General features: G+C 39.9%; 25 protein-coding genes. 12 read left to right on the top strand and 13 right to left on the bottom strand.

All coding sequences use genetic code 11. The features are described 5' to 3' along the window. The first annotated feature begins 42 nt into the window (after positions 1-42). The 4 genes from rpaB to H6G06_RS10125 all read left to right on the top strand — a co-directional run bounded on the left by rpaB (position 43) and on the right by H6G06_RS10125 (position 3118). Positions 43-771 (top strand): response regulator transcription factor RpaB, encoded by a 729-nt coding sequence (gene rpaB, locus H6G06_RS10140; protein WP_190559621.1) that lies wholly within the window; start codon positions 43-45, stop codon positions 769-771. A 75-nt stretch (positions 772-846) separates the two neighbouring features. Next, positions 847-1485 carry a cofactor assembly of complex C subunit B gene (locus tag H6G06_RS10135; protein WP_190559619.1) on the top strand — a complete coding sequence of 213 codons (639 nt, stop codon included), beginning with the start codon at positions 847-849 and terminating at the stop codon, positions 1483-1485. A gap of 39 nt (positions 1486-1524) precedes the next feature. Continuing rightward, the gene (locus H6G06_RS10130) at positions 1525-2043 is read left to right on the top strand and encodes a DUF456 domain-containing protein (RefSeq protein ID WP_190559617.1); all 519 of its coding nucleotides are present in this window, start codon (positions 1525-1527) and stop codon (positions 2041-2043) included. A gap of 442 nt (positions 2044-2485) precedes the next feature. Then, positions 2486-3118, top strand: coding sequence for a PEP-CTERM sorting domain-containing protein (locus H6G06_RS10125; protein WP_190559615.1), 633 nt, complete (start codon positions 2486-2488; stop codon positions 3116-3118). 134 nt (positions 3119-3252) lie between these two features. Here the strand turns inward: H6G06_RS10125 and nblB are convergent, their stop codons facing one another. The 3 genes from nblB to H6G06_RS10110 all read right to left on the bottom strand — a co-directional run bounded on the left by nblB (position 3253) and on the right by H6G06_RS10110 (position 4926). Beyond that, positions 3253-3909 carry a phycobilisome degradation protein NblB gene (gene nblB / locus H6G06_RS10120; protein ID WP_190559613.1) on the bottom strand — a complete coding sequence of 219 codons (657 nt, stop codon included), beginning with the start codon at positions 3907-3909 and terminating at the stop codon, positions 3253-3255. A 99-nt stretch (positions 3910-4008) separates the two neighbouring features. After that, positions 4009-4467 (bottom strand): CBS domain-containing protein, encoded by a 459-nt coding sequence (locus H6G06_RS10115; RefSeq protein WP_190559611.1) that lies wholly within the window; start codon positions 4465-4467, stop codon positions 4009-4011. 96 nt (positions 4468-4563) lie between these two features. Then, on the bottom strand, positions 4564-4926 hold the full coding sequence (locus tag H6G06_RS10110; protein WP_190559609.1) for a hypothetical protein: 363 nt from the start codon (positions 4924-4926) through the stop codon (positions 4564-4566). Positions 4927-5068: 142 nt separating this feature from the next. Between H6G06_RS10110 and H6G06_RS10105 the strand changes: the two genes are divergently transcribed. Next, the gene (locus tag H6G06_RS10105) at positions 5069-5581 is read left to right on the top strand and encodes a transposase family protein (RefSeq protein WP_338422931.1); all 513 of its coding nucleotides are present in this window, start codon (positions 5069-5071) and stop codon (positions 5579-5581) included. Between the two features lie 29 nt (positions 5582-5610). On the opposite strand, the gene mutT is transcribed toward H6G06_RS10105, so the two are convergent. The 5 genes from mutT to dpsA form a co-directional block, all read right to left on the bottom strand. After that, on the bottom strand, positions 5611-6042 hold the full coding sequence (gene mutT / locus H6G06_RS10100; protein ID WP_190559607.1) for an 8-oxo-dGTP diphosphatase MutT: 432 nt from the start codon (positions 6040-6042) through the stop codon (positions 5611-5613). A 263-nt stretch (positions 6043-6305) separates the two neighbouring features. Further along, a complete protein-coding gene (locus H6G06_RS10095; RefSeq protein ID WP_190559605.1) occupies positions 6306-6653 on the bottom strand; it encodes a DUF760 domain-containing protein in 348 nt (115 codons plus the stop codon). 274 nt (positions 6654-6927) lie between these two features. Further along, on the bottom strand, positions 6928-7884 hold the full coding sequence (locus H6G06_RS10090; RefSeq protein WP_190559856.1) for an RNA polymerase sigma factor, RpoD/SigA family: 957 nt from the start codon (positions 7882-7884) through the stop codon (positions 6928-6930). Between the two features lie 558 nt (positions 7885-8442). Beyond that, a complete protein-coding gene (gene carB, locus H6G06_RS10085) occupies positions 8443-11739 on the bottom strand; it encodes a carbamoyl-phosphate synthase large subunit (RefSeq protein ID WP_190559603.1) in 3297 nt (1098 codons plus the stop codon). A gap of 751 nt (positions 11740-12490) precedes the next feature. Then, a complete protein-coding gene (dpsA, locus tag H6G06_RS10080) occupies positions 12491-13045 on the bottom strand; it encodes a DNA starvation/stress protection protein DpsA (RefSeq protein WP_190559601.1) in 555 nt (184 codons plus the stop codon). Between the two features lie 375 nt (positions 13046-13420). Between dpsA and H6G06_RS10075 the strand changes: the two genes are divergently transcribed. After that, entirely contained in the window at positions 13421-13678 is a 258-nt protein-coding gene (locus H6G06_RS10075; RefSeq protein ID WP_190559599.1) for an Asr1405/Asl0597 family protein, read from the top strand. A gap of 40 nt (positions 13679-13718) precedes the next feature. Then, a complete protein-coding gene (locus H6G06_RS10070; protein WP_190559597.1) occupies positions 13719-14348 on the top strand; it encodes a (2Fe-2S) ferredoxin domain-containing protein in 630 nt (209 codons plus the stop codon). A gap of 476 nt (positions 14349-14824) precedes the next feature. Here H6G06_RS10070 and H6G06_RS10065 read toward each other — a convergent pair whose 3' ends face one another. Further along, the gene (locus H6G06_RS10065; RefSeq protein WP_190559595.1) at positions 14825-16183 is read right to left on the bottom strand and encodes an S-layer homology domain-containing protein; all 1359 of its coding nucleotides are present in this window, start codon (positions 16181-16183) and stop codon (positions 14825-14827) included. 164 nt (positions 16184-16347) lie between these two features. Beyond that, complete coding sequence (locus H6G06_RS10060) at positions 16348-17865, bottom strand: hypothetical protein (RefSeq protein WP_190559593.1); 1518 nt, start codon at positions 17863-17865, stop codon at positions 16348-16350. Positions 17866-17991: 126 nt separating this feature from the next. On the opposite strand from H6G06_RS10060, the gene H6G06_RS10055 reads away from it, so the two are divergent. Then, on the top strand, positions 17992-19218 hold the full coding sequence (locus H6G06_RS10055) for a histidine kinase (protein WP_190559591.1): 1227 nt from the start codon (positions 17992-17994) through the stop codon (positions 19216-19218). 63 nt (positions 19219-19281) lie between these two features. Further along, complete coding sequence (locus H6G06_RS10050) at positions 19282-19542, top strand: CRR7 family NDH-1 assembly protein (RefSeq protein WP_190559589.1); 261 nt, start codon at positions 19282-19284, stop codon at positions 19540-19542. A gap of 66 nt (positions 19543-19608) precedes the next feature. Here the strand turns inward: H6G06_RS10050 and H6G06_RS10045 are convergent, their stop codons facing one another. After that, a complete protein-coding gene (locus H6G06_RS10045; RefSeq protein ID WP_190559587.1) occupies positions 19609-20157 on the bottom strand; it encodes a DUF2854 domain-containing protein in 549 nt (182 codons plus the stop codon). Positions 20158-20351: 194 nt separating this feature from the next. On the opposite strand from H6G06_RS10045, the gene H6G06_RS10040 reads away from it, so the two are divergent. Beyond that, on the top strand, positions 20352-20534 hold the full coding sequence (locus tag H6G06_RS10040) for a hypothetical protein (RefSeq protein ID WP_190559585.1): 183 nt from the start codon (positions 20352-20354) through the stop codon (positions 20532-20534). Between the two features lie 257 nt (positions 20535-20791). Here the strand turns inward: H6G06_RS10040 and H6G06_RS10035 are convergent, their stop codons facing one another. Together H6G06_RS10035 and ppk1 are read right to left on the bottom strand one after the other, a co-directional pair. Continuing rightward, positions 20792-21208 (bottom strand): response regulator, encoded by a 417-nt coding sequence (locus H6G06_RS10035; RefSeq protein WP_190559854.1) that lies wholly within the window; start codon positions 21206-21208, stop codon positions 20792-20794. 280 nt (positions 21209-21488) lie between these two features. Further along, complete coding sequence (ppk1, locus tag H6G06_RS10030) at positions 21489-23654, bottom strand: polyphosphate kinase 1 (protein ID WP_190559583.1); 2166 nt, start codon at positions 23652-23654, stop codon at positions 21489-21491. 209 nt (positions 23655-23863) lie between these two features. Between ppk1 and H6G06_RS10025 the strand changes: the two genes are divergently transcribed. Both H6G06_RS10025 and H6G06_RS10020 read left to right on the top strand, forming a co-directional pair. Further along, on the top strand, positions 23864-25231 hold the full coding sequence (locus H6G06_RS10025; RefSeq protein WP_190559581.1) for a sensor histidine kinase: 1368 nt from the start codon (positions 23864-23866) through the stop codon (positions 25229-25231). A 327-nt stretch (positions 25232-25558) separates the two neighbouring features. Beyond that, positions 25559-26428, top strand: a complete 870-nt coding sequence (locus H6G06_RS10020) for a DUF2267 domain-containing protein (protein WP_190559579.1) — start codon at positions 25559-25561, stop codon at positions 26426-26428. Positions 26429-26463: the final 35 nt, after the last annotated feature.

The following is a 26463-nucleotide window of genomic DNA, read 5'->3' as shown; positions in this document are numbered from 1 at the left end:
AAATTCATAATGTAAAATTTCAGTTAGGGAGCTTAGGGAAACTTGGAAAGTCATAAAGAAAAAATCCTGGTAGTAGACGACGAAGCCAGCATTCGCCGGATTTTGGAAACACGCCTTTCCATGATTGGCTACGATGTAGTAACTGCTGGTGATGGGGAAGAAGCTTTAGAAACTTTTCGCAAAGCTGAACCAGACCTGGTAGTTTTGGATGTGATGATGCCAAAGCTCGATGGCTATGGTGTTTGTCAAGAATTACGTAAAGAATCCGATGTCCCCATTATCATGCTAACAGCCTTGGGGGACGTAGCTGATCGCATCACTGGATTGGAATTGGGTGCTGATGACTATGTAGTTAAACCATTCTCCCCCAAAGAATTAGAAGCGCGGATTCGCTCAGTTTTACGACGAGTAGACAAAACCGGTGCAACTGGTATTCCTAGTTCTGGGGTGATTCATGTCGGAAATATCAGAATTGATACAAATAAGCGCCAAGTCTACAAAGGAGATGAGCGCATTCGCTTAACGGGTATGGAGTTTAGCTTACTGGAGTTATTAGTAAGTCGTTCTGGAGAAGCTTTTTCGCGGTCAGAAATTTTGCAAGAAGTTTGGGGATACACACCAGAACGCCATGTAGATACTCGCGTGGTGGATGTGCATATTTCCCGTTTACGGGCAAAATTAGAAGATGACCCCAGTAACCCAGAACTGATTCTCACAGCCAGAGGTACAGGTTATCTTTTTCAACGCATCCTAGAAGCAGGGGAAGAGTAAGAAGCAGGGGAGCAGGGGAGCAGGGGAGATTTACAATCCAATTACCCATTACTCATTACCCATTACCCATTACTAATGACTAAATCTGATCCTAATCGAGTTTTGCGGCGTTTACCCTTGGTAGTTGGGGGTTTAGGTGCTGTACTTTTGCTAATTAATCGGTTGTTAACACCGGAACTCACGAATTCTCAAGCACGGGGGGATGTGTTGGGAGTTATTTTGAGTGCGGTGTTAATTTTAACAGGTTTAATTTGGCAGCAAGTACAACCAAAAACGCCTGATACAGTAGAACTAATTGGAGAGGAAGGTTTTGTTTTAGCACCAGATTTACCAGAAACCGTGAAAACAGAATTAGCTTGGGCATCGCATTTATTATTGACGAATACAGTCACGCGATCGCTCATCGTTTATTACCAAGGTAAAGTTCTGTTACGTCGCGGTATTCTGGCATCTAAATCAGAAGTAATACCAGGAGCGATATTAAAAAGAGTTCTGGAAACACAAAAAGCAGTTTATCTAGTTGCGTTGTATGTATATCCAGGCAAAATTGAATTTGATTATTTACCAGAAAACACACAAGGAGTGATTTGTCAACCCATTGGTAAAGAAGGTGTTTTGATTTTAGGGGCTAATGCTCCCCGTAGTTACACCAAACAAGATGAAAATTGGATTGCGGGTATAGCTGATAAATTAGCTGTAACTCTTCAAGAGTAGGTTATAGGCAAGAAAATAAATTATTACGAATTACGAATTATGCAAATTCTATACTGGTTATTAATAGCTCTTATGCTCGTGGGAGTGATTGGATCTGTAGTTCCCGCCATCCCTGGAAGTAGCTTAATTTTAATTGCCATTATCATTTGGGGGATAGTCAGTAGTTCCTTTGCAGCGATTAAGATTCCCCTAATTATTACAGTTATTGTCCTACTGCTGAGTATGGCAGTGGATTTTTTAGCTGGCTACTTGGGAGCAAAACAAGCCGGTGCGAGTAAATGGGGTCAAATTGGCGCTTTTGTCGGTTTGTTAGTAGGCTTCTTCGGTTTATTGCCAGCATTACCATTTGGTGGTCCATTATTGGGAATGTTAATTGGTCCTCTTTTGGGCGCAATTATCGGTGAGTATATTTATCAACGAGACTTGGGTAAAGCTGTCAAAGCTGGGATAGGAATAACTGTAGGAACCTTGGTAGGGAATTTGCTTCAGGGTTTACTAGCAGTTGGGGCGGTGATAGTTTTTATCTGGACAACCTGGCCACAGGTATATGGGGGGTAGTGTTGTAAATATTTTCACTCCAAGTTATAGTTTCAATGGCAACTTCTTTATCATAACTTTACATAACTACAAACACTGTAAACTGGGTTTATTTAAGACTATTTACTTAGAATCACCGTTTACCAGATTGACCGATGCAAGAAAAACAACTAACTACTTGATGAAGATTCTATCAAGATAGTCAGTATATATTGCTAGTAAACCACTGACTATGTAATTATTCTAGTGTAGGGAACACACAAGGAACTCAAGCAAACAGCTACAGTCTCCTAACCGTGTTAAAACAGCAATCCTAGTCTAGTTTTTAAACAAAAACCAGAAACAACTTCATTTAGGGTATAATTGCATATTTATTGAAATGTTACACAATTTATAGGATTGCTGTACGACAAGCCAAATAATTATTTTTTTCTCAATTTCCTCACAGGAGCTAAGGAGTAAAATGTTCAACTTCAAATCTAAACTTTTAGGCGCTGCTGCTGTACTACCCATTGCTGTTGCTGGCTTCTTTACTTGCGCTGGTTCTGCTCAAGCATACGAGGGTGCATTTACATTTGATGGGGATGGAACTACAGCTACTATAGACAATACTGGTTTCGACTTTACTGCTCCAAATAAAATCGAACTAGGACTGACAGATGGTGATTTTTCGGGTGATACAAGTGGTAGTATTTTTGACATCTCATTTCCTGGATTACCTACACTGTTTATAGATATCGATGGTGCTGGTAAGCAACTTACTGTCAGCAGCTTTGCTAATCCTGTGTTTACTGCAATATCAGGTGGAGTAGACATTAGCTTTAACTTCATAGGTAGCTTTGAGGAAGGAAGTCAGGCAACAGGAAACATTGATTTCACTACTTTTGACTTTCCAGGAGTAAGCAAACTTGCTCCCGGTAACGCCACAGCAGCGCAAACTGCTTATAATGCAGGCAGCAACATTAACGCAGTATTCAAAGGTGTGACAGTAGCTACAGCTACCCAAGCAGTTCCTGAACCTACCACAATGCTAGGTTTAGGTTTAGTTGCTGCTGGAATGACCGTAGCTCGTCGTCGCAAACTTGTAAGAGCATAATTTGACAGACTGTTTCTAATATCAAAATTCTAATTTTCGATCTGGCTGGAATGCGACATTTTACCAACCAGGTCAATTTTTTTATTTGTAGAGATATTAAATGCAACGTCTCTACATTCTTTTTCAATGGATGTCTATTGCAAAGCTCTTTTTGCTTCTTTACCAATAGCTTCCACCTCATCATTAACCAGAGTTTCCAGAATAGATTTAGCTTCCGCACCACCTAAATTACCTAAAGCTTGGACAACTCTGTAACGTACTTGCCAATCTGGGTTAGTGCTGTATGGGACTAACAAAGAAACTGCTTGGACATCTCCCAACTCTCCCAGGGAGCTAATAGCCGCAGTTTGAATTAAGCCATTATCTGAAGAAAGTGCTTGTTTGAGTAATTCAAAACCCCGTGGATCACCTAATGCTCCCAATGTAGCAATGATGCTAAACTGCACCAACCATTCTGGGGTTCTATGATAAAGTTGCTCTAAATCTTCAAAAGCTGTGTGTAATTTGAGCGCACCTAAACAATCTGCTGCTGCTGCTTGCACATCTGCTTCAGGATCATTAAGTAGCTCCCGTAATATCCGTAAAGATAAATCTAAATCCTGACCTCCCAGGGTATCGAGTTGACTTACCGCAGAATAACGCACACGAGAATTTTTATCACTAATAGCGATTTGTAAGAATTCAAATGCGGTTTTGGGTTCCAGTCCTCGAATTTGGTTGACAGCACGCAAGCGATCGCCCAAATTTTCCGAACTCAGTAATTCTTTCACAGATTCAGCAGAAACACTCATGATAACTATCCTAATTTTTTAGTAGTCATTGGTAATAGGTAATGGGTGGTTATTTCTCCCTATCTCCCCTTGCTTTTCTGTCACCTGTCACCTCATCTTCTACTCAGCAGCCATAGCGCGAACAATATCACCACGAGTCAGAATACCAATGACTTTTCCTGTCCCATCAAGCACAGGTAAACGATGCACTTTATGTTCTTGGATAATTTTTGCAGCTTCTCTAAGGGGTTTATCAGGTGTAATAGTCAGAGGGTTTTTACTCATAACTTCCCCCACAGTTTGCCCTAAAGCCTTATGTAAATCCCGTTCATAAGCGCCAGGATTTTGTAAATAAATCACACTATCCAGAAACATGATGTAAGCAGGAGGTGTTACACCAGTTTCTTGCCACATCAAGTCAGTTTCTGATATAATTCCCACCACTTTACCCGCATTATCAATTACAGGTAAACCGCTAATTCGCTTTTCTGCCAAAATTTGTATAGCTTCTTTTAAGGGAGTTTCAGGATGAACCATAATCGGATCATGGCTCATCACGTCAGCAACGGTTTTAGGCATTTTTTTACTTACACCTTTTATAAAAGTCTTTTTAATTATTGTAGGTAATTGGGGGATAATAAATGAATATTTTTAATAGATTGTTACTTTTAATCTTTAAAATAAACGTTGTTTTTGTTGAAAAAGCACTTTTAGTAATGCCATTATACCGTAAAAGCCTAATTTTTTAATTAATTGTAACCATTCGACTAAGGAAGCAGATTTTTTTATATGTATTCTCACCAAATGCACACCAGCATCAGCAATAGTATTCATAGATTTGAGATTTTTACCTGTTTCTAACAACTCGGAAAAAGCATCAATAGCGTTATTCCAATTTTGTAAATATTCATCTATTCGCGCTTTATTTGCCAATATATTAGCTAATTTCTTCTCTTTAAAATCTATTTGTTCATAAAAATTTTCAGCTTTATTTAGATAAGTATATGCTGCTGAAACATCGTGTTTTTCACCTTTCATGGCAACAGCAGCAGCTAATAAATAAATATTACCTTTTGATTCAGGATATGCAGCTTCAATTGTTAAACTTGTTGATTAGACCTCTTGCAGAATCGTTTTTATGGTATGATGAGAGGTTTTACTTGAATACCAATGAGGTGGGATAATTGAAAAAGTTGATACCTGGGAGTTGGGTAGGAGCTATCGCCAAAAAAAGCAATTTTACTCAGGAAAGAAAAAACGTCATACCCTCAAAAGCCAACTGATTATTAATCAAGAGACAGGGGAAAGTATTTATACTTTTTTTGGTAAAGGTCGTTGCCACGATTTTTCCTTATTTAAAGCGAGTGGGATTCATTTTCATCCCGAAACACAAGGTTTATACGATAGTGGTTATCAAGGAATTGATCAATACCATAGCAACAGTTACACTCCCAAAAAGAAGCCTAAAAACAGAGAACTTTCTCTCTTAGAAAAAGACTATAATCGGGTTCTAGCAAAAGCGAGAATCAGCATTGAACACATTAATCGTCGCTTGAAGATTTTTAAAATATTTGGTGATAGATATCGTAATCGCCGTCGTCGTTATGGTCTGCGTTGTAACTTACTGGCCGCCATTTACAACTACGAGTTAAGTTTAGCCATACCAAAATCGCAAACCCCCACCATAACATAAAATCAATTTTGCAAGAGGTCTACTGATAATTAATCATTCATACCATCAAAATATTCATCTTTCTTCAAAGCAGCAATAATTTCCATATTCGCTTCTGGGAAAGTAAAATCATCTAACTCATTTAAACTTACCCAACGAATTTCTGCACACTCTATAGCTTGGGGAATACCTACTAAATGACGACAATGATGCACAGTCAAAGTTACTCGTAAATGAGTATAAGTATGGTCAACAGTAATCAAATGTTCTCCCACTTCAATTTTAATTCCTAACTCTTCTAAAATTTCCCTTTCTATACATTCTTCTATAGTTTCCCCTGATTCAATTTTTCCCCCAGGAAACTCCCATAAATTAGCCATTGTACCTTTGGGAAGACGACGATCAATTAAAATTTGCTTTGCTTCGTTCCAAATAACAGCAACACCAATGATTTTATGGGGTATAACAGATATTTCATTCATGACTATAACTATGACAATTAAAATCCGGTTCGTAGTTAGCACTTTATTACTGTAAATTCTGACATATACCGATAAATCGCTGACTACAAACCAAATTCTTATTTTACAATAAGAGATCCCCGACTTCTTGGTTAAGCTGGGGATCTCATTGATAATTAGGAAATAATAACATTTATTAAATAAAAAACACCAATTATTAAACTTCTGCTACTGTAATGATGGAGTTGGCAGAGAATTTATTTAACTGGCGTTAATTCATTTCTTTAATCAGCAATATCACTGCTGTTTGCTTCAGTGCCTTGTAAGGCCATATCGAAGTCCATTCTCTGTTCTGCGTTCCGCAAGAAATAACCGCTGATCATAGCAGAGGCCAATAACCGACCTAAACTTTCGCGGCTGGTGGTGATGGTAACACCAAAGTGTTCTGAAGGCAGATTTCCCAAAAGTCCAACTATATTACGTTCCATCACTTGAAAAACTTCCGAAGAAGTGGGTTTAGATAACTGAGTGACGGTTTCTGGACTTAAAGATTTAACGTACTGCCATAATAAGTTGCTATTTTCAGATTCACTGTTAAAAAATTCTGAGACTCGATTGGATTGGTTACTCACTTTTTATCTCCTTTACTACAACTACTAACTGTGTAATTGTGACTGAAATAATCAATAACCTGTTGTGTATTTGATGAAGACGAAAATTAATTGTGTATCCATGTCAACTAATGTAACAGGTTATTTCAGTCGAGGGAGTCGGTTTAACCGTACCAAAAGCAGCGTAGTTTTGCGAATAGGGAATAGGTGACAGGTGACAGAGGGTAAGAGTCAAGAGTCAAAAGTTGAAAGTTGATTAATTGTTCCCAGTCCCCAGTCCCCAGTCCCCAGTAACCTAACTAGCCAAATACTCATTAATGCTGGTTTTCGATTTGCGAAGTTTTGTTAAGGCTTCGCGTTCAATTTGTCGGACTCGTTCCCGGCTGATATTGAGGATTTCGCCTATTTTCGCTAGAGTCAAAGACTGCCCATCTAATAAACCAAACCGCAGCTTAATGACTTCTTTCTGCTGTGGGGTGAGTTCTGCCATCATTCGCTCTATGTCGTAAGATAGAGAAGATTGCATCACAAAATCTTCTGGTGATGCGCCTGTATCCTCCAACATTTCTCCCAGTTCGGTATCGTAATTATCTCCTAACCGTAAATCGAGAGATAAAGGCAGACGGGCTTTTTCTAAACACTCCCGCACCTGTTTGGTTGTTAATTCTAATTCTTGAGCCAGTTCGGAAACTGTGGGCGCACGTCCCAGTTCTTGGGAGAGTTGGCGTTGTGCTTTCTTAATTTTATTTAATTTTTCAGTAATATGAATAGGCAGCCGAATTGTGCGAGCCTTTTCGGCAATGGCGCGGGTAATAGCCTGACGTATCCACCAATAGGCATAGGTAGAAAATCTATACCCTTTCGTGGGGTCAAATTTTTCTACACCCCGTTGCATCCCAATACTACCTTCTTGGATTAAGTCGAGTAAATCGACATTGCGCTTAATGTACTTTTTGGCAACAGATACCACTAGACGTAGATTGGCTTCTACCATTTTACGTTTAGCAATTTCACCTTCAGCGATCGCTTCATTTAACTCTGCTGGTTCTAGCTGTGCTGCTGTTGCCCACTCTTCTAAACTTGGTTGACGATCTAACTGATTAGCAAGATTATCTCTCACCTCATACAATGCGGTACATTTTTGCACCTGTTTCCCATAACGAATTTCTTCTTCATGGGTGAGGAGTGGCACACGGCCAATCTCACGCAGGTAAGTCCGCACGAGGTCTGTGGGTGTCTGAGCCGTCTTCATGGCGCTACTCTTTGGTAATGATGGGTTTGCTGGTAGTGTCATTAGCTGATAAATGCCTTGGTAGGTTGCTATCCAGGTATGCTGGAAAACCACGCTAGGGTTTGGGATTTACACGCCCGATCAACTCGGCTGCTTATATTTAGTCAATATTAGGCTTCTTAACTGCTAGACGTTACAGTTGTTTCCTAGTAATTACAAGTACCGATAGTTAGATATAAGGTAGTATGTCGAACATTTTTGGTTTTATGAGAATATTAATAATTGTAACATTTATGAGAAACTTCTGACTACCGAAAAACCCGAATTTTCCTGGTCGCTTCAGGGGTCTTAATGCCGTAATTCTACTTAAAACCTTATGTGTGAAGCTCTTGGACTCAATTCTCTAGGGAAGAAATCGCTTCCTCATATTTGTTAAAATATCTCAATGTTAACTATAATGTTTCTCCTATAATAATTGCTTAATGTTTCGGGGGACTGGGGAGCAGAGGTGCAGGGGAGCAGGGGAGCAGAGGGGAAATTGTTTCTATTCCCAATCCCCAATCCCCAATCCCCAATCACCTAAGTCATGGGGCAGTATTCTTGAATGACTTTTACATCCAAGGTTGTGTTTTGCAAAGAACGGATAGCGGCGACTGTGGCTTTAGCGCCGGCGATAGTAGTAATGATGGGAATTTTGTAAGCTAAAGCTGTACGACGGATTAACCGCCCATCAGTATGAGCTTCTTCCCCAGAAGGTGTATTGATGATAATTTGGATTTGTTGGTTTTTGATAGCATCGAGGACGTGAGGACGACCTTCATGGAGTTTGAGGATTGACTCAATTTTTAACCCTTGTTCCTGAAGGACTTGGCGTGTACCTTGGGTAGCTATGATACTAAAACCAAGGGTGATAAATTCTTTGACTACATCTACGGCCAGGGCTTTATCGCGATCGCTCATGGAAACAAATACAGTACCCTTGAGAGGTAGCTTTTCTCCTGCACCCATTTCCGCTTTCGCAAAAGCGCGGCCAAAATCGCTATCAATCCCCATCACTTCCCCAGTTGAGCGCATTTCGGGTCCTAAGATGGTATCTGTACCGGGGAATTTACCAAAGGGTAAGACGGCTTCCTTCACCGCAATATGAGAGGGAATGACTTCTTGTGTAAAGTTCAATTCCTCTAAGGTTTTACCCGACATAATTAAGGATGCTAATTTTGCCAGTTGTACACCTGTGGCTTTAGAAACAAAAGGCACAGTGCGGGATGCTCTGGGGTTAGCTTCCAAAATGTACACTTGGGGAGAATAACCATTTGCACCCACGACTGCAAATTGAATATTCATCAAACCCACAACAGACAAAGCTTGTGCCAGTTGGATTGTCCAAGTGCGGATTTGATTTAGCACGGCTGGAGATAGGGAAATAGAAGGTAAGGAACAAGCCGAATCTCCTGAGTGAATACCCGCTTGTTCGATGTGTTCCATAATGCCACCGATTACGACTTTGCCAGTATGGTCAGCGATCGCATCGACATCAACTTCGATGGCATTTTCTAAGAACTTATCAATTAAAATCGGGTGATCCGGTTCCACCAGCACCGCAAAAGTCATGTAGCGTTCTAACTCAGCATCAGAATAGACGATTTCCATCGCCCTTCCTCCCAACACATAGCTAGGACGCACCACCACAGGATAACCAATACGTTTAGCGACAATTAAAGCATCTTCATAACTTCTGGCTATACCATTAGGAGGTTGAGCAATATTCAACTTGTTGAGAATCTTTTCAAATCGCTCCCGGTTTTCTGCCATGTCGATAGAATCGGGGGATGTACCCCAAATTTGGGGAATAGGGAAATCAGGACTAGGAACAGGACATTGGTAAATATCACCATTGGCTAGTTGCTCTAAATATTTCTGCAAAGGAACTGCTAATTTTAATGGTGTTTGTCCCCCAAACTGGACAATTATCCCCACCGGGTTTTCAGTGTCGATGATATTGAGAACGTCTTCTTTGGTTAACGGCTCAAAATACAAGCGATCGCTCGTATCATAATCTGTAGAAACCGTCTCAGGATTAGAATTGACCATAATTGTTTCATATCCTGCACCATGTAAAGCATAAGCAGCATGACAACAACAATAATCAAACTCAATTCCTTGCCCAATGCGGTTTGGTCCTCCACCCAAAATCATTACCTTGGGTTTCGTTGTGGCTAAAACTTCTGTTTCTTCTTCGTAGGTAGAATAGTAATAAGGCGTAAGAGCTTCAAACTCAGCCGCGCAAGTATCCACAGTTTTGTAAACTGGAATCACGCCTAAACTCTTGCGGTATGCCCGGACTTCATCTTCATTGGTTTTAGTAGCATAGGCTATTTGGCGATCGCTAAACCCGTCTCTCTTGATAGCGTACATTTGCTCTTTTGTCAACTGCTTTAAGGGCGTGCGTTTCAGGAATTTCTCGACTTCCAGCAGTTGCTGTAATTTATCTAAAAACCAGGGGTCAATAGCCGTCAGTTCATAGATTTCTTCATTACTCATCCCTAGTTGCATCGCATGACGCACAGAAAAGATGCGTTCTGGGTTTGGTGTCCGCAATTGGGCGCGAATTTGTTCACCACTGGGCAATTTTTCGGCTTTGTCACAACCCCACCCAGCGCGACCGGTTTCTAGAGAACGCAAGGCTTTTTGGAAAGATTCGTTAAATGTCCTTCCAATGGCCATTGCTTCCCCGACAGACTTCATTTGGGTAGTTAGTACAGGTTCAGAACCGGGGAATTTTTCAAATGCAAACCGGGGAATTTTGGTGACAACATAGTCAATTGTCGGTTCAAAGGAAGCGGGGGTTTTCTTGGTGATATCGTTTTGCAGTTCATTCAAGGTGTAACCCACAGCTAACTTAGCCGCTATTTTGGCAATGGGGAAACCTGTGGCTTTGGACGATAAAGCAGAACTGCGGGATACACGGGGGTTCATTTCAATGACGACTACATCCCCGTTAACGGGATTCACGGCAAACTGAATATTAGAACCGCCGGTTTCTACACCAATTTCGCGGATAATTTTAATTGCCATATCCCGCAACCGTTGATATTCTTTATCGGTGAGGGTTTGGGCAGGGGCAACAGTGATAGAATCGCCTGTATGAATCCCCATTGGGTCGAGGTTTTCAATGGAACAGATAATAACAACGTTATCTGCTAAGTCACGCATGACTTCTAATTCATACTCTTTCCAACCTAGCAAAGATTGGTCAATGAGAATCTGAGAAACGGGACTGGCATCAATCCCTACTTGTGCCATTTCTTCAAATTCTTCTTTGTTATAGGCAATACCGCCCCCAGTACCCCCCATTGTGAAGGCAGGACGGATAATGAGAGGATAAGAACCAATACGTTGTGCGATCGCTTTTGACTCTTCTAAAGTTGAGGCTGTACCACTGGGACACACAGCCACCCCAATCTTAGCCATTGCTTCGTTAAACAGTTTTCTGTCTTCGGCCTTTTCAATTGCTGGTAACTTAGCACCAATTAACTCAACGTTGTATTTTTCCAAAACACCATTTTTCGCTAAAGCTACAGCGAGGTTGAGGGCGGTTTGTCCTCCCATTGTTGGTAGTAGGGCATCAGGTCGCTCTTTAGCGATGACTTTTTCTACTATTTCTGGTGTCAGCGGCTCAATATAGGTGCGGTCTGCTGTTTCCGGGTCAGTCATAATGGTTGCAGGATTGGAGTTCACCAACACCACTTCATAGCCTTCTTCTCGTAAGGCTTTACAGGCTTGAGTTCCAGAGTAGTCAAATTCACAGGCTTGGCCAATTACAATTGGACCTGAACCTAACAGGAGAATTTTTCGGATATCTTGGCGACGAGGCATAGTTGTTACCTTGAAGTATAAAAATACAAATCTTGACTATTTTAAGGGTCTTTACCCTTGATCATCTTATTTATTATTAAGTTTTCCTGGTTCCGATGGCTGGGTAGGGTGTATAACGATTTTCCTGCTATGGAGATGTTGCGTTGGAATTTCTTCAGGACTTACGTTTCGCATGAGTTATGGAATATCTAACCGCAGAGAAGCCAGTGCGTTGGGGTTCCCCCCGTTGTAGCAACTGGCGCGACGCAGAGAACACTGAGGAATTAGAGTTTCGGAGAGTTTTTGTGTAATTCCTAGTCTATACAGACCACTGCTGTATAAGTTTGCAATTTACTAAATTGACAAATTTTCCTGCTGTATTTTACTCAAACAAAAGTTTATTTAATACTCATCAGAGTATATGCCGAAGCTTTTGGAAAATATTTCTATATATTTCTATTTACTGAATAATTTTAACTAAAATTAATTGTCAATAAGCAGTCGTTGGCGTTTTTTCATATCTCTATTAAGAGATTATATAAATAATATATTTATCAGTTGAATAAAAATTAATTTTCAGTTTTTAATGATAAATATTTTTATTAGTTAGTTATTTAAAATTTGATTTTAACATAAATGATCCCTATTGGCTGATATAAAAAATGGCAGACAGGCATAAACTTTCCTATCTGCCACAATTTGTTATTCTGATGTAGCCTATACAGCTAAATTTTGCATCAGTCTAAATGAAGAATTTGAGATGATGTGAAGTTTAGTTTTGAGCAGGTTGGACAAAACCCAATGTCAAACTATCCTTAGCCAAGAAGTGGGCTAAATGGTAAGCTCTTTCTTCAGTTTTTAACAGGATTTTTTCGTAGAGATAGCGTGTACCCCGGTCGCCCAAACTCTCGGCTTGAGCGGCTTGACGGCGAATTAAGTTAATCATAGCCTGTTCTGCAACTAGGTCATTTTCTATCATCTTCCGGGAAGAAAATGTCCCATCTGCTTCTGGTTCAAAGCAGCATAATTCGGCTAATTTGCTAAATGAAGCAGCGGGTACACCACCCAATCCATTTAAACGCTCACCAATCTCATGGATGTGATCTTGAACTTCTTGGTAGCTTTCGTTAAAAAATTCATGCAATGAATGAAATTCTGCACCCTCAACTACAAAATGGTGTTTTTGGTACTGTAAGTAAAGGGCTTGAAAACTAGCTAATGCAACGTTAAATCCTTCAACTACTGGAGCGGTAACACTGCGATCCAGCAATACAGGATTGTCATATACTTGACCAAAATTTTGTAACAGAGTTTGAGTATCGGACATTGTTCTCCTCGCTTTTTAGCAGTTACAGTTTTTAACCGCTTAATTCTTATATTTTAACATTGAAAAAAATCAATGCAAGTCTATTAAATCTTACAGAATTTTTAATTTTTAACTGCTGGGAGTGTCCATTTTTGTTCTCAGTCTGGTGCTAACTATTTAATTTATTGCTATTGGTTTCATATCATTCTTGACTAAAGTAACAAAATATGCTCAACCGTTGAAAAAAGTTTCCTGCAAATATTTTGCAAATTTAATGACAATTATTTGCACTTACGCTATTCTTATTTATGAGGTTCAACTCAGACAAACTCCCAAACACAGGGAGTTAATATCTTGTGTTTACTGCAAGTTTGTTGCACATTGAGGGCAATTCGCTTGAAATCTTCTAGTTCAGAAACAGGAATAAAGTACGTTGTTGAGGTTAATTGGGCAGACCGTTGGCAGGTTTATCAACGCTTAAACGAATTAGATATTCCTTGTCGCTGTGAGACTAACCAGCCATTACAGGTAGAAATTGCCAACCCTCAGATAGCTGTTCAACTTTGGAGTGTGGTGCGACAATTTACGGCTTCTCGTCAAGACTTAATTGGCAGTCTTGAAGATTGTTGGCGCAGTCGCTACCAAAAGTTTTAGTCATCTGAAAGCTTGTGTTGTTTAGAAATAGGTAAAAAAAATGAGTGGATATCCCAGTCTAGAAGTAGCGGAATTTTGCTTTGAGGGCAGGTTTTTAGATTTTGTGATTAAAGACGGCTATAAGCTCAAAGGCTTATTGTTAGCGACTGCTGAGGGTGAATACTATGTGAAGTTAGCTAAACATTTACGGGTAGCTTTTGATTTGCACCTACCGCGCGGAACTTGGTTACAAGTTGTAGGAACTAAAAAGTATGATTCTAAAAAGGAACAGGTGACACTAAAGGCTGAACAGGTAATGGCTGCACGTTCTCAGATGGGGGGAGTTTCACCATCTTCATCGTCAGGTAAACCTCAAGCTAAACCAGCGAAGACGCAAACTATATTAGTTTGTCAAAAGTCAGATTGTATGAAGCGCGGTGGTAAGGCGTTGTGTCAGGCTTTAGAATCTGAATTGAGCGATCGCGGTTTGCAAGATACAGTAAATATTCAAGGTACTGGCTGTATGAAAAATTGTAAGGCAGGACCAAATTTAGTAATGCCAGATAAAAACCGTTATAGTCGCATTCAAGCCCGACAAGTTCCAGCGTTGATAAATAAGCATTTTCCTGATCAAAGTCGGGAACAATCAAAAGATGTAGAGGTAAATATATCTCACTTTGCTGAAGTTTAGCGAATAGTTATGAAACGAATCAAAATAATACTTTAACATCACTACATTATAAGCCTTAATGTGCAAGCTTCTTGTGGAGACGTTGTATATAACGTCTCTATATTTTTTTCTATCCTAAACTATGCCAAAATAAATACCCTTATTAAGTAAAGGTAAAAAATGGTGCTTTATTATGGACAGGTTTGATTAGGGGGAACTGCGGGTCATAAAAACCCTGAGACAAGAAATTTTGGTTCTTCCGTACCTAATATACAAAATCTAGACAAAAAAATCTCAGGAAGCTTAGTATGTATAGGAACTAAACCATAATTTTTAACATTAGGGAAAAATATTGTCTCTTCCCCCTGTTCCCTGTTCCCTGTTCCCTGTTCCCTTTATACACAATTGGTAATTTAGCATAACAAGTACCGAAGAACCGAAATTTTCAACCGTCCAGATTGGATACAACATCAAGATAAATTAAAAATAACATCCAACTACTCACCTTTTAACTTCAAAGCTTCAATTGTTGACATCCCCTCGCTCTGAAGACCAAAATACGATAAAGCCGTACCAGCTTCAGCGCGAGTCACAGCTTTTTTAGGTTGAAAAAGTGTCGTATAACCAAACACTCTTCTAATATTTGACTGTTCAGCATTTTGAAAATCAGCTAAGATTGCTCTTAATGCCTTGGGGTCGATTTTTTCTGTATCTTGAAAACCCCAGGTTTGCTTGACTGCTTCCAAATTGGCCGCAGGTAAGGCTTGGCGAGTATCTAAAGGCACTTTCCACATTAGCAACTGTTCCCGTGTTAGAGGTGCATCAGGACGAAATAAAACGGCTGTAGCATCTCCAGACAAACTACTAGGAATTAATCCCGCTTCTGCTAATCCTTGAATAGCTGGAAAATCAGGATCTTTAGGTAAAACGTCTCTAAAAGTCGGGTTAATGCTTGCTGATGCCAAACGAATTTTTTTAGCTGGATTATTAGCATACATAACATTATTAGCAGCTACTAACCAACGAGCATATTCTCTGCGGGTAATGATTTTATCTGGTTCAAATTGATTGTTTCTAACATTAGTAGAATTATTGTTAATTGGCTGTGATTCAATTGATAAAACACCCAATTTTGCTAAATTTTCAATCTGTTTTCGCCATTCTGGTGGTACTTTATTCAAGTCGTTAAATTCTTGAGATTCTGATATTTCAACTCCGCTATTTGGCTGTTTGAGGACATTAACACCGGGTGACACAGGACCAAGAGATTGAGGATCAACTGATGGGGAAACTGTACCAGAATTTGTATTTAAGTTAGGTTGATTTGTGGCAACAGTATTCGGTGTATATTCAATTAGCAATTCTGTTGCTGTTTGCGGTTGATTGGGTGCAGATTTGGTGACTGTTTTTGGGTTAATGGCTACCTTCAATAACAAATCATTACGCTGCACTTCAAAAGCGCCTTCTACATCATCTTTTGGTTGTTGTAAAACTTGCCATTTGTTAGATTGAAACTGGCTGCGATAAAAACTGGCAATAATATTGCTGGGGTCAGAACTTTGCCAACGAGTTAAAATTTTATTGTCTGAATTATTAGCACGTTTAATTTCTTCTAATTTGGCATTAGGATATATAGGAATTTCTTGAGGAAATTCAGCAGGTAATTGAATTTTAGGTGCAGTTGATATTTCTTGATTCTTGGTTGCACCCAAAACCGCAGGGTTACTTTGTAGTAAGGGATCTGCCGCTAAAGACTGTTCTAAATTTTTAGCAGCAGAGCCGTTAGTACAGGCTGTTAAGGAAGAGAGTAAAACAGCCATACTGAGAAAGATAACTGGACGTTTAAAAAGCACCACAGGAAATCACAAATCTATTTACTGTCAATTTCTACCCTAGCATTTCAGGGAGCAGGTGACTGGGGATTGGGTACTGGGGACTGGGGACTGGGGAGATTGATTCTTTTCCATTACAAAGTACATACATATTTTCAAGGATTAATTTCCCAATCACCAATCACCAATCAATCACCTATCACATAATTCTCTAAATCTTCAATTTGCGGTGCGGGTAACTTGTGGAGAACTCGCCACAGAATAGTGTAGCTGCCATCTGGACGGCGACGCACGGCGCGGAAGGCTATGATGTTATCACTACTATGCACTTCTGTTAATTGCTGTCTAATACGGCTATTTTGGCGGGAGATGGGTTGACGATTTAAAATGATTTCTGGGAGTTGGAATTGGAGCGATCGCACCAGGTAAGTATGATTTAACTTGGCTCTAGCACTACTTAAGTAAATTTGCGACTGCTGCCAATTTTGGTTTTTACCTGTGATCAAACGTCGTCTGTCTATTTGTAAGGCTTTTAACTCTTTCGGTGGCTGGTAGTTGAGAAAAAAGTCTCGTGTGGATGAATTCACAGCTTGTAGTCTAGCATCCAATTTTTCCAAGGGTATATCACCTATATTGATGATGAAGCCATAATTTATTCCTTGAGGGACTAACTGGAAGTTATCATCAATCATCTTCAGTGCTAAACTAGGAATGAAATTTCCCTTAACGTCACCCACAGAGGGAAAAGGATATCGCTCACTAACACTGGGTTGTAGTCGATTCTGGAGAGTATTCGGCTGACGACGATAGGCTGAATCAGGTAACACTCGAAAAATTCCCGTGTTAGGCAAGTGCAAAAACTGAGCGTAAATTTGTTTTTCTTGGGAATCAATGTCGTAAGCAAAACGGTCAAGACTCGCTGCGTCTTCCTGTGGATTGATAAATTTAATGTTAGCGGGAAATGCTGCTTGGGCTGTTTGCAAGATTTGATCAGCAGTTTTCAGCGTAGTGATAGCTTCCTCTGGTGGTGCGATCGCAGGCTGCATGGACGGTCTATAATTAGTTATGGCTGTTTTCGCAGGGCTGCCAACTACTGGTAATGGGGATGAATTTAAATTTGGTTCTCTACTGGCATAAGGTGTTGATGGTTTACCAAGATCAGGACGCTGTAAAGGTGCAATGGAAATTACAGGATCTGACTGTCGTTCTCCAGAAACTAAGGGTAACGGTTTCACCAAGGCTAACTCACCTCGTCGAGACAACAACCGATCTATAACTGGGGATAATTTTAATAATTCCTGGCTAGAAGCATACAAAGAGCAGTAAATTTGTAATTGAGCATCAGTTAACTGCAAAGGTAAAGCAGACTGTGGGGATAACTCTCCTTTTTCAGTACACAAAGTTTTCGGACTTGGGTGCTGACGCTTGAGAAAAGTTTCTACAGAATGCGTATGAACAATTAATTGTCCGCCAACGGATCTCATTTTGTTGGCATCTGGACTGGTCAAAGCTTGCTCAAGTCGAGCAATTAAATAAATCTGCTGCTGTATAAGCCGCATGGTTGTGGTATAAAATATATTGTTTCCTTCTACTGAATCAAGACTTTGACTCAGGTCTAAAGTCGACTTATATTCCTTAGCTAAGGCAAAGCTGGGAGTAAAAGTTAGTGTCAAAGGAAGCAAAAATCCCAAAAAGATTTTTCTCATGTCAAAAATGCCGATTTGATGGGTGTATGAAAAATCTAAAATAGATATTAAATTGGAAGAAAACAACGACCATCGACAAACGTCAGTCTATTTTATTTTCTGCAAAGCGTCGCCAGGTTGTTACCAGTGCTGAAACACGATTACATGCAAGTTTCCCAGGATCAGCCTATCTATTCTGAGGCTCCACTCCAGCTGTTACTGTTTGTCGATGGACGGCCAAAGTCCCGGCAACAAGTACAGCGAATACGCTCTTATTTAAGAGAATTAGAAGCAGAGTATACTTTTGAACTGCAAATTATTGATGTCGGGCAACAACCGTATTTAGCGGAACATTTTAAATTGGTAGCAACGCCCGCTTTGATCAAAATCCATCCAGAACCTCAACAGACTCTGGCTGGAAGTAATATCATAGCCCAATTGCAAAACTGGTGGCCTCGTTGGCAAATATCTGTAAGTGCTTGCTTAAAGTTACAGGAAGACTTACAAGAAGTTAGAGAAGACTTACAAGAAGTCAGAGATGAGAATGTTCGGGTAACATCACCCACATCTACAATACATTCTGTCGCTGTTTCTGTGGAGTTGATTAAGCTTTCAGATGAAATTTTTAACTTGAAGCAGGAAAAAGAGAAACTTCAAGAACAGTTACAATTTAAAGATCGGGTGATGGCAATGTTAGCACATGATCTCCGCAATCCTTTAACTGCTGCTTCAATAGCCATAGAAACGCTTCAAGCTAACTATAATCCGGAAAAAGGAGAATTTCAACGTTTAAAACCAGCAATGGCGGAACATTTATTAAAACAAGCCCGTAGTCAAACACGGATAATTGATCGCATGATTGCCGACCTGCTGCAAGTCGGGCGTGGTAATGATACAGAATTCCCGATTATACCTCAAAAGCTGGAATTAGGTAAACTCACTTATGAAGTATTGGAAGAATTACGCGCTCGCTATCTTGCCAAAGCTCAAAAAATAGAAACAGATATCCCCCAAGACTTACCCTCTGTATATGCAGATCCAGAACGCATCCGCCAAGTTTTGGTGAATTTGTTGGATAATGCTATTAAATACACACCTGCAGGTGGCATCATTAGTCTAGCTGGACTGCACCGTACTACCCAAAAAGTGCAGTTTAGTATTGGTGATACTGGTCCTGGTATTCCCCAAGAAAACCGCGATCGCATCTTTGAAAATCATTTCCGTCTACAACGTGATCAAGGAACCGATGGTTATGGAATTGGGTTGGCTTTATGCCAGCGTATTATCCTAGCGCACTATGGTCAAATTTGGGTAGACTCAACCCCTCAAGGTGGCGCATGGTTTCATTTTACTTTACCAGTTTATCCATCTTAGGTAAGCTATCAGCTTTTAAATCCTCTCACAAATTAAACTAATCTTTAATTAGCAAATTAATAAATGCCACATCCATTAATGTATGAACAAGACAACTTTGTTGTTCTAGAAACAAACCAACCAGAACGATTTCTGACAACATCAGAGTTATTAGAAAAGTTGGCAAATACTTTGCAGCAACTTACATTTGATGACTTGCCTCCTGATGTGCAGAAATTTCAGTCAGTCACAGAGCAAGCACAATATTTAATTAATACCAGTTGTGAGTTAGATGTTGGTGCTGGAAAATATTTACAGTGGTATGCAGTGCGATTAGAAAAGTAAGCAATTGGGGATTGGTAATTGGTAATTGGGAAAAAAAATTTATTACCTATTACCTATTACCAGCAACTACTGTTGAGTAGTAATTAACTCCAGTTCAATTCTATCTTCAGCGGGCTGGGTGATTTTCACCTCAACATTAGGAGCAAAGTATTTGGTCATTTTCTCCAGCTTTTTTTGCCAAATATCCAGAGGAATGAGAGGCGAATCAAATTCTAAAATTAAGGCATAAGCGCCCTGAACCTCTGTTTCTCTTAAGCCAGTCACTACTGGACGTTCTTCATCGCTGGGACTCAGACCCAAGTAAGCCAGCGCCCGATCTAAATGAGCTTCTTGACCGTAGCAAAATCGTGTGATGTCCTTGCGGATTTTATTTTGAGTCACAGTTGCTTGCTGTGTTCTGAGCGCCAATACTGATGGTGTAGTAGCTTGGCTAAAGGGTATGGGCTTGAGTTCATTGGCTTTGAGTGCTAGACCTCCCAACAAGAGAGGAAAGCCATAAAAAAAGCCGACCAGGTTGAGAGTCGCATTATCAGCAGCATAAGCCACAAAGCCGACTATGGTTAATATGCTACCCAAGGTTAAACCGAGTGTTCCCAAAGAAATGATGCCCAGCATGATTTGAAGTATGTATAATTTCTTAAGATCTTAGTTTTATTATCATGGTTAATTGGCAATAGGATCATCTATGCCTTACTAATACCCAGAACCCCGATTTTTCCAAGAATTCTGGTATCTATCTCCTTACTTATGGGATTCAGACCATTTTGCGTTAAGTTTAATTAAGAATAATCAAAGATGGGAATAAAATAATGGATTTGCAAACAATCAAACAAAGAATTGCCTCAGTCCAAAGTAAACGTGAATACCTGCTAAGTCTGTTGGAGCAACCCAATTTAGGCACTTTGAGAGTTGACGTAAATCAAGCCTTGGAAGAATTAGATGATTTAATTGATGAATTTAGACGCACTATTCCAGAGCCAGAAGCTAATTAAGCCGAAATGAAGCTAACATACAGCAGGAGTCAGGAGTCAGGAGTCAGGAGTAAAACGGGCTTTGTGTATAGGTTTCAATTTAGATTCTGTACATCATTGATCTGCAATCTGCTGTAATAACATACATCGGCAACCGTTAAATTACGGTTATATTATATTTGGCTAATCAAGCATGATGAAGAGACGCTGTATGCAACGTCTCTTCATTGATCCGCAATTTTTTATCAGACATGATATAAACAGGCGCTGATTATAATTCAGCCTATAACAGAATTTTCAGCAGCACGCTGGCCTAGCTGTCTAACTAAAGCAATGAGTTCATTTGTAGGTGCATCTTTTGTGCAAACTTCATCAAAACTAGACATTGCCTTTGTCTGCTGTAAATGTGCATCTTCTACTGAAGAATAAGCCAGGATTTGAGTATTTGGAGATATGGACTTAATATAACCGGAAGCTCGCCAACCATCCATAACTGGCATATGTAAATCCAGAACTACTACATCAGGTTGGAAACATTTGACCATTTCTATAGCTTCTTGACCATTACGGGCTAAACCTACCACATGCATATTTTCTTGGCAAGAAAAAGCTAATTGTAGGCTTAAACGAGTTAGGTCGTGATCATCGACCAATAGAACGCTCAAGGAAGAAGGCTCACAGGACAACATCAACATTTCTGGAAACACAACATTACATATAAATCTTTCTATAGTGTATGGGAATAAGTGCCGTTCTTAACTCTATCCTACGGTTGAATAGGTGGTGTTTTCTGATGAAGTAATGATGAAGTAATGATGAAGTAATGAGTAAAAGTTCCCGAAAAAATAAAATTTTATAAAGAAAACCAATTTGATGCACATTTTAAGGTATTACAATGCTAAATCTTGTGTGAACAGTGACGATCCCCAACTTTTACAAGAAGCTGGGGATCTTAATGATGAAAGTAATGAGATTTTAGGTCATGCTTGTGGAACGCAATGCCATAGACATGAGAATTTTTTGGGAATTAGCTTCTGAACAATCATCGCAGGGTCGTCTTTGAATATAACTACCATCAGGTTGTAAATCCCAAGCTTGACGGTTATCTGCCAACATAATTCCCAGAATTTCTTGCAAATCTTTAGCAATATCTTGGTCTTTAATGGGAGTGATAACTTCGACTCGGCGATCTAAATTACGACGCATCCAGTCAGCACTGCCAATATATATTTCTTCTTGGCTATTGTTGTAGAAGTAAAAAATGCGAGAGTGTTCTAAAAATCGGCCAATAATGCTGATGATGCGAATATTTTCACTGATGTCTTTGAGTCCAGGACGTAAGCAGCATATACCCCGGATAATTAGATCAATCTGCACACCAGCGCGGGAAGCGGCATATAAAGTGGCGATAATTTCCGGATCGACAAGGGCATTCATCTTGGCAACAATGCGCCCAGAAAATCCATTTTGGGCATTTTCAATTTCTCGCTTAATAAGTTCGAGAAAGCGATCGCGCATATTCACAGGTGCAACTAATATTTCTCGATAAGTTTTTTGGCGAGAATATCCCGTCAAGAAGTTAAACACATCTGTTAAATCTGCACCCAATTCTTCCCGACAACTCAACAATCCTAAATCTGTATATAGTCGTGCTGTTTTCGGGTTATAATTTCCAGTTCCAATATGCACATAACGGCGCATCCGATCTTTTTCTCGCCGTACCACCATGACAATTTTGCTATGGGTTTTCAGACCGACTAAACCATAAACAACATGAACCCCAACTCTTTCTAAACGTCTAGCCCAGTAAATATTATTTTCCTCATCAAACCGTGCCTTTAATTCCACTAACACAGAAACTTGTTTACCATTTTCTGCTGCGGCAATTAAAGCATTAACAATGGGTGAATCACCAGAAGTCCGGTAAAGAGTCATTTTGATAGCTAGTACATTCGGGTCCCAAGCAGCGTGGGTAATAAAACGTTCTACTGTGCCGGAGAATGATTGATAGGGATGATGTACCAGCAGATCTTTTTCACGAATTACAGAGAAAAAGTCCTTTCCTTCTTCTACTTCCAAGACATCTGGATCTATACAGGGTTCTTTAAGGCGTTGTAAGCGGGAAGGGACTACAGACTGACGTGGTGGTTCTTTGAGTTCTGGCAATGGTAAAGCCATAAAATACATCAAGTCTCGCAGTCCCAATAAACCATCTACTTGATAAACGTCGTTTTCGGTTAATTCCAAATCTTGCAATAACCGCGATCGCAAAATTTCTGGTGTTTGGGAGCGAATTTCTAGCCGGACTGGAGTTCCACCCATGCGCCGTTTACGCAGTTCTTGTTCAATGGCTAATAACAAGTCATCGGCTTCGTCTTCCTCTAGTTCTAAGTCAGCATCGCGAGTAATGCGGAAGGGGTGATATTCCTGAATATTCATCCCTGGAAACAGATATTCTAGATTGTGAGCGATCGCCTGTTCCAAAGGCACTCCTATCCAGTTAATCGGTTTTCCGTTGTTTTGAATTCCTAACTCTGATGGTAAAGGTATAAATCGGGGTAAAACACTGGGAACTTTGACTCTGGCAAAAAATTCTTCTTCCGTATCTGGGTTTTTCACCACAACAGCCAGATTCAAGCTGAGATTAGAGATGTAGGGAAAAGGATGACTGGGGTCAACAGCTAAAGGAGTCAGTACCGGAAAGATTTGTTCTTTAAAGTAGTTATCTAGATAACTCCGCTGTTTCGCATTCATTTCTATGTATTTAATGATATGAATACCGTGATTTGCTAACAGCGGTTGTAGAACCTGCTCAAACTGTTGGTTGTGTTTTGTTACCAAAGGATTTAGGTGCAACCGAATATCATCTAGCTGTTGTTGCGGTGTGCGACCATCAGGAGTTAAGAGGTTGACTTTAGCTTCTACCTGTTGCTTTAAAGCTGCAACCCGCACCATGAAGAACTCATCTAAGTTAGAACTGAAAATAGCCAAAAATTTGAGGCGTTCCAGTAGTGGGGTGCGCTCATCACAAGCCTCATGCAACACTCTACTATTAAACTCTAACCAGCTTAACTCGCGGTTGATATAGTATTGTGGATCACTGAGATTAATGGTAGGGTTGCTCTTTTTGGTTTTTGGCATGATTACTTAAAGGCTAGTAGATGTCGCGCAGCAAACTGGAGAAGACTTACAGCAGAATTAATTCAGGAGTCAGGAGTAAAACCCCTTTGATACTTAATTTTTGATGGAAATTTTGTACTTCATTTACCTGCAATGTGCTGTAACTTAATTAAATTAATTTAATTAATATAGTAAGTTTTGGTTAAGAGATATTTAACAATGCGGAAATAATGTTTCAAGCCACTCGTCGCCGTCTTGCCCTTTGGTACACTGCTGTTACTGCTATCTTACTACTCTTATTTGCCACTGGTGTGTATTTATATGTTCGTAGTACACTTGTAGAACGGGTGGATGATACTTTAAATCATGTGGTGGAAGTTGTAGAGCGTTCATTAGTCATTGAACCCGTTAATTTTCAACCTAATAAACTCCGCGTCAATGTAGAAGCTAGTTTTCGCAATAATGCTGATGCAGCCGAAGATGACCACATTGACCTAGAATGGTTCAGCCCTACTGGTGAATTACGGTGGTCAACTTTTTCCGAACCTTTAGATATTCCTATTCATGGTAATCGCATTGGTGAAACTGTGCGTGTCGTGGGGATGGGGGGATGGGGAGACTCAGAACTGCTATTGCGACAAGTTACCCATCGGGTTGAAATGGGAAGACAGGTTTTAGGCTATCTGCGCGTCAGTCATCCTTGGTTTGAAGTCACTAAACCCAGTCGTCAGTTGATTTTTGATTTGGCTTTGGGTACATGGTTAATGGTGCTGTCGGTAGCTGCGAGTGGTTGGTTTCTGTCAGGTAAAGCTATGGAACCGGTGGGGGAGTCTTATCAACGTCTCAAGCAATTTACAGCTGATGCTTCCCATGAGTTAAGAAGTCCGATTGCTTTGATTCAAACTAATGTGCAAGTGGCGCTGGCTGATTTAGACTTGGAAACTAATAGTATTTCTCATTATCGCCAACAATTAAAATTAGTGGAACGACTCACCCAGCGTTTGGGTAGGTTGGTGAATGATTTATTGTTTCTCGCACGACAGGATAGTGGTATTAGCAAGGTTGTATTTTCACCTTGTCCTGTAGATGCTTTGTTGATGGAAGTTTTGGAAGAACAACAACTTTTAGCTACAGAAAAGCAAATTACTCTAACTCTGAGTATAGTTGATCCGCCGGGGGAAATTGACCCAGAGTTACAGGAAAATTGGTTTACTTTGATGGGTAACTGGGATGAACTGGTACGGTTATCTACGAATTTGATTGGCAATGCTTTGCAATATACACCAACTCAGGGAAATGTGCAGGTGGAGTTAGCAAGGCTTTCGGGAATTCGTTATGGTGTTGCTTCTTTACAAATTAAAATCACTGATTCGGGAGTTGGTATTCCTTCAGAGTCTTTACCACGACTGTTTGATAGATTTTATCGTGTAGATCCAGCGCGTACTCATCAGAGTCGGGAAACTACCACTGGTTCAGGATTGGGATTAGCGATCGCTCAAGCTATTGTTGAACATCATCAAGGCCAAATTCAAGTTGAAAGTGTTGTCGGTAAAGGTTCTACCTTCATCGTCATTTTACCAATCAGTCTTGAGTATTAAATTGTAGATTAAATATTTATGCAAAATTCCTGGAAATTTAGGCAACGTTTGTTTCTTGTGATAGATGAAGAACGCTAATTACATTATTTATTATTGATTTGTAGTGATAAGCAAAATGCCGCAAATCTGATTAGCACAGGCAAATTCACCTGTGTGTAATCAAAATTATGCCAATAAATAATTTAATTAAATTATTTTCCATTAATGATTTCCAATTTTTTCTAGAAAATTAATTGGTTCAGTAAATTTTATTTCATATAGTTATGGGTTTAAATGCCTGTTGCTATGAATTTCTGCTCGTTCATACATAGGATTCTGGAGGATGAGATGCCGATTACAATCAGACAAGATGTTACTTACACTTTACTCAAGAAAATTAACGAAACCGGACAGGGAATGCACGAAGTTCACTTTAATGAATCTGACTTTCCTGGTCATAGAATTACAGTATCTGAATTTTTGGGACATTTAGATTACTTGAATCAAAATCATTATATCAATGCTGAGTTTACAGGCAATACTTACGCTACTCAAGAAGATGTTCCTGATTTAATTCATCCCCAGGAATTCGATTTGCGGATTGCTAATACTCTTGGCGCACCGGATGGACCTTTACCGCATTTGATTACTTTCAAAAAAGCGGAAATGACGCAGAAAGGACAGCAGCTATTAGAGAAGTTAGAAGTTAATCCCCCAACAGTAGCCCCGGAAAAACAATCAGTAACTATTGCTGACAAAGATTTACCTTTTCTAGAAAGGGTTATGGCTAAAAGTGGGTTGACAGACGTTTTTGATGCGAGGGATTTAACGGAAGTAGTCTTTCGGGTGATGCGGGATTTAATGACAACAGCCGCTGCTGACAGAGTTGAGGCGGAATTGCATGAAGCAGCAGAGATAACTAAAGATAAATCCCTGCAACTAGAAATTGCAGATTTGTGGCACGATACCAACCCAATTGTTGCATTTTTAAGTCGAGTCCGTCAACCTTTGCAACCGACAGGGATTTTTAGAGGAATTGATAGTGATCGCTTTTTATTTCGAGTTGCTAATGAAGGCGGAATGCCGCCCAATGCAAATGCAGAACAAGTAGTTAAGGCTGTATTTTCTGCCACAAAAGAGGAATTATCACCAGCACGAATTCAAGAAATTTCTACCTGGTTGCCTAATAAAATTCGCCAACTTTGGGAAGAAGCATAATCAGGTGACAGGTAACAGGTAACAGAAGTTATTTA

The sequence above is a fragment of the Anabaena sphaerica FACHB-251 genome (assembly GCF_014696825.1).
In the GTDB taxonomy this organism is placed as follows: Bacteria; Cyanobacteriota; Cyanobacteriia; order Cyanobacteriales; family Nostocaceae; genus RDYJ01.
The sequence above is the reverse complement of the archived record's forward strand: the minus strand, read 5'-3'. Positions and strand labels throughout refer to the sequence as shown.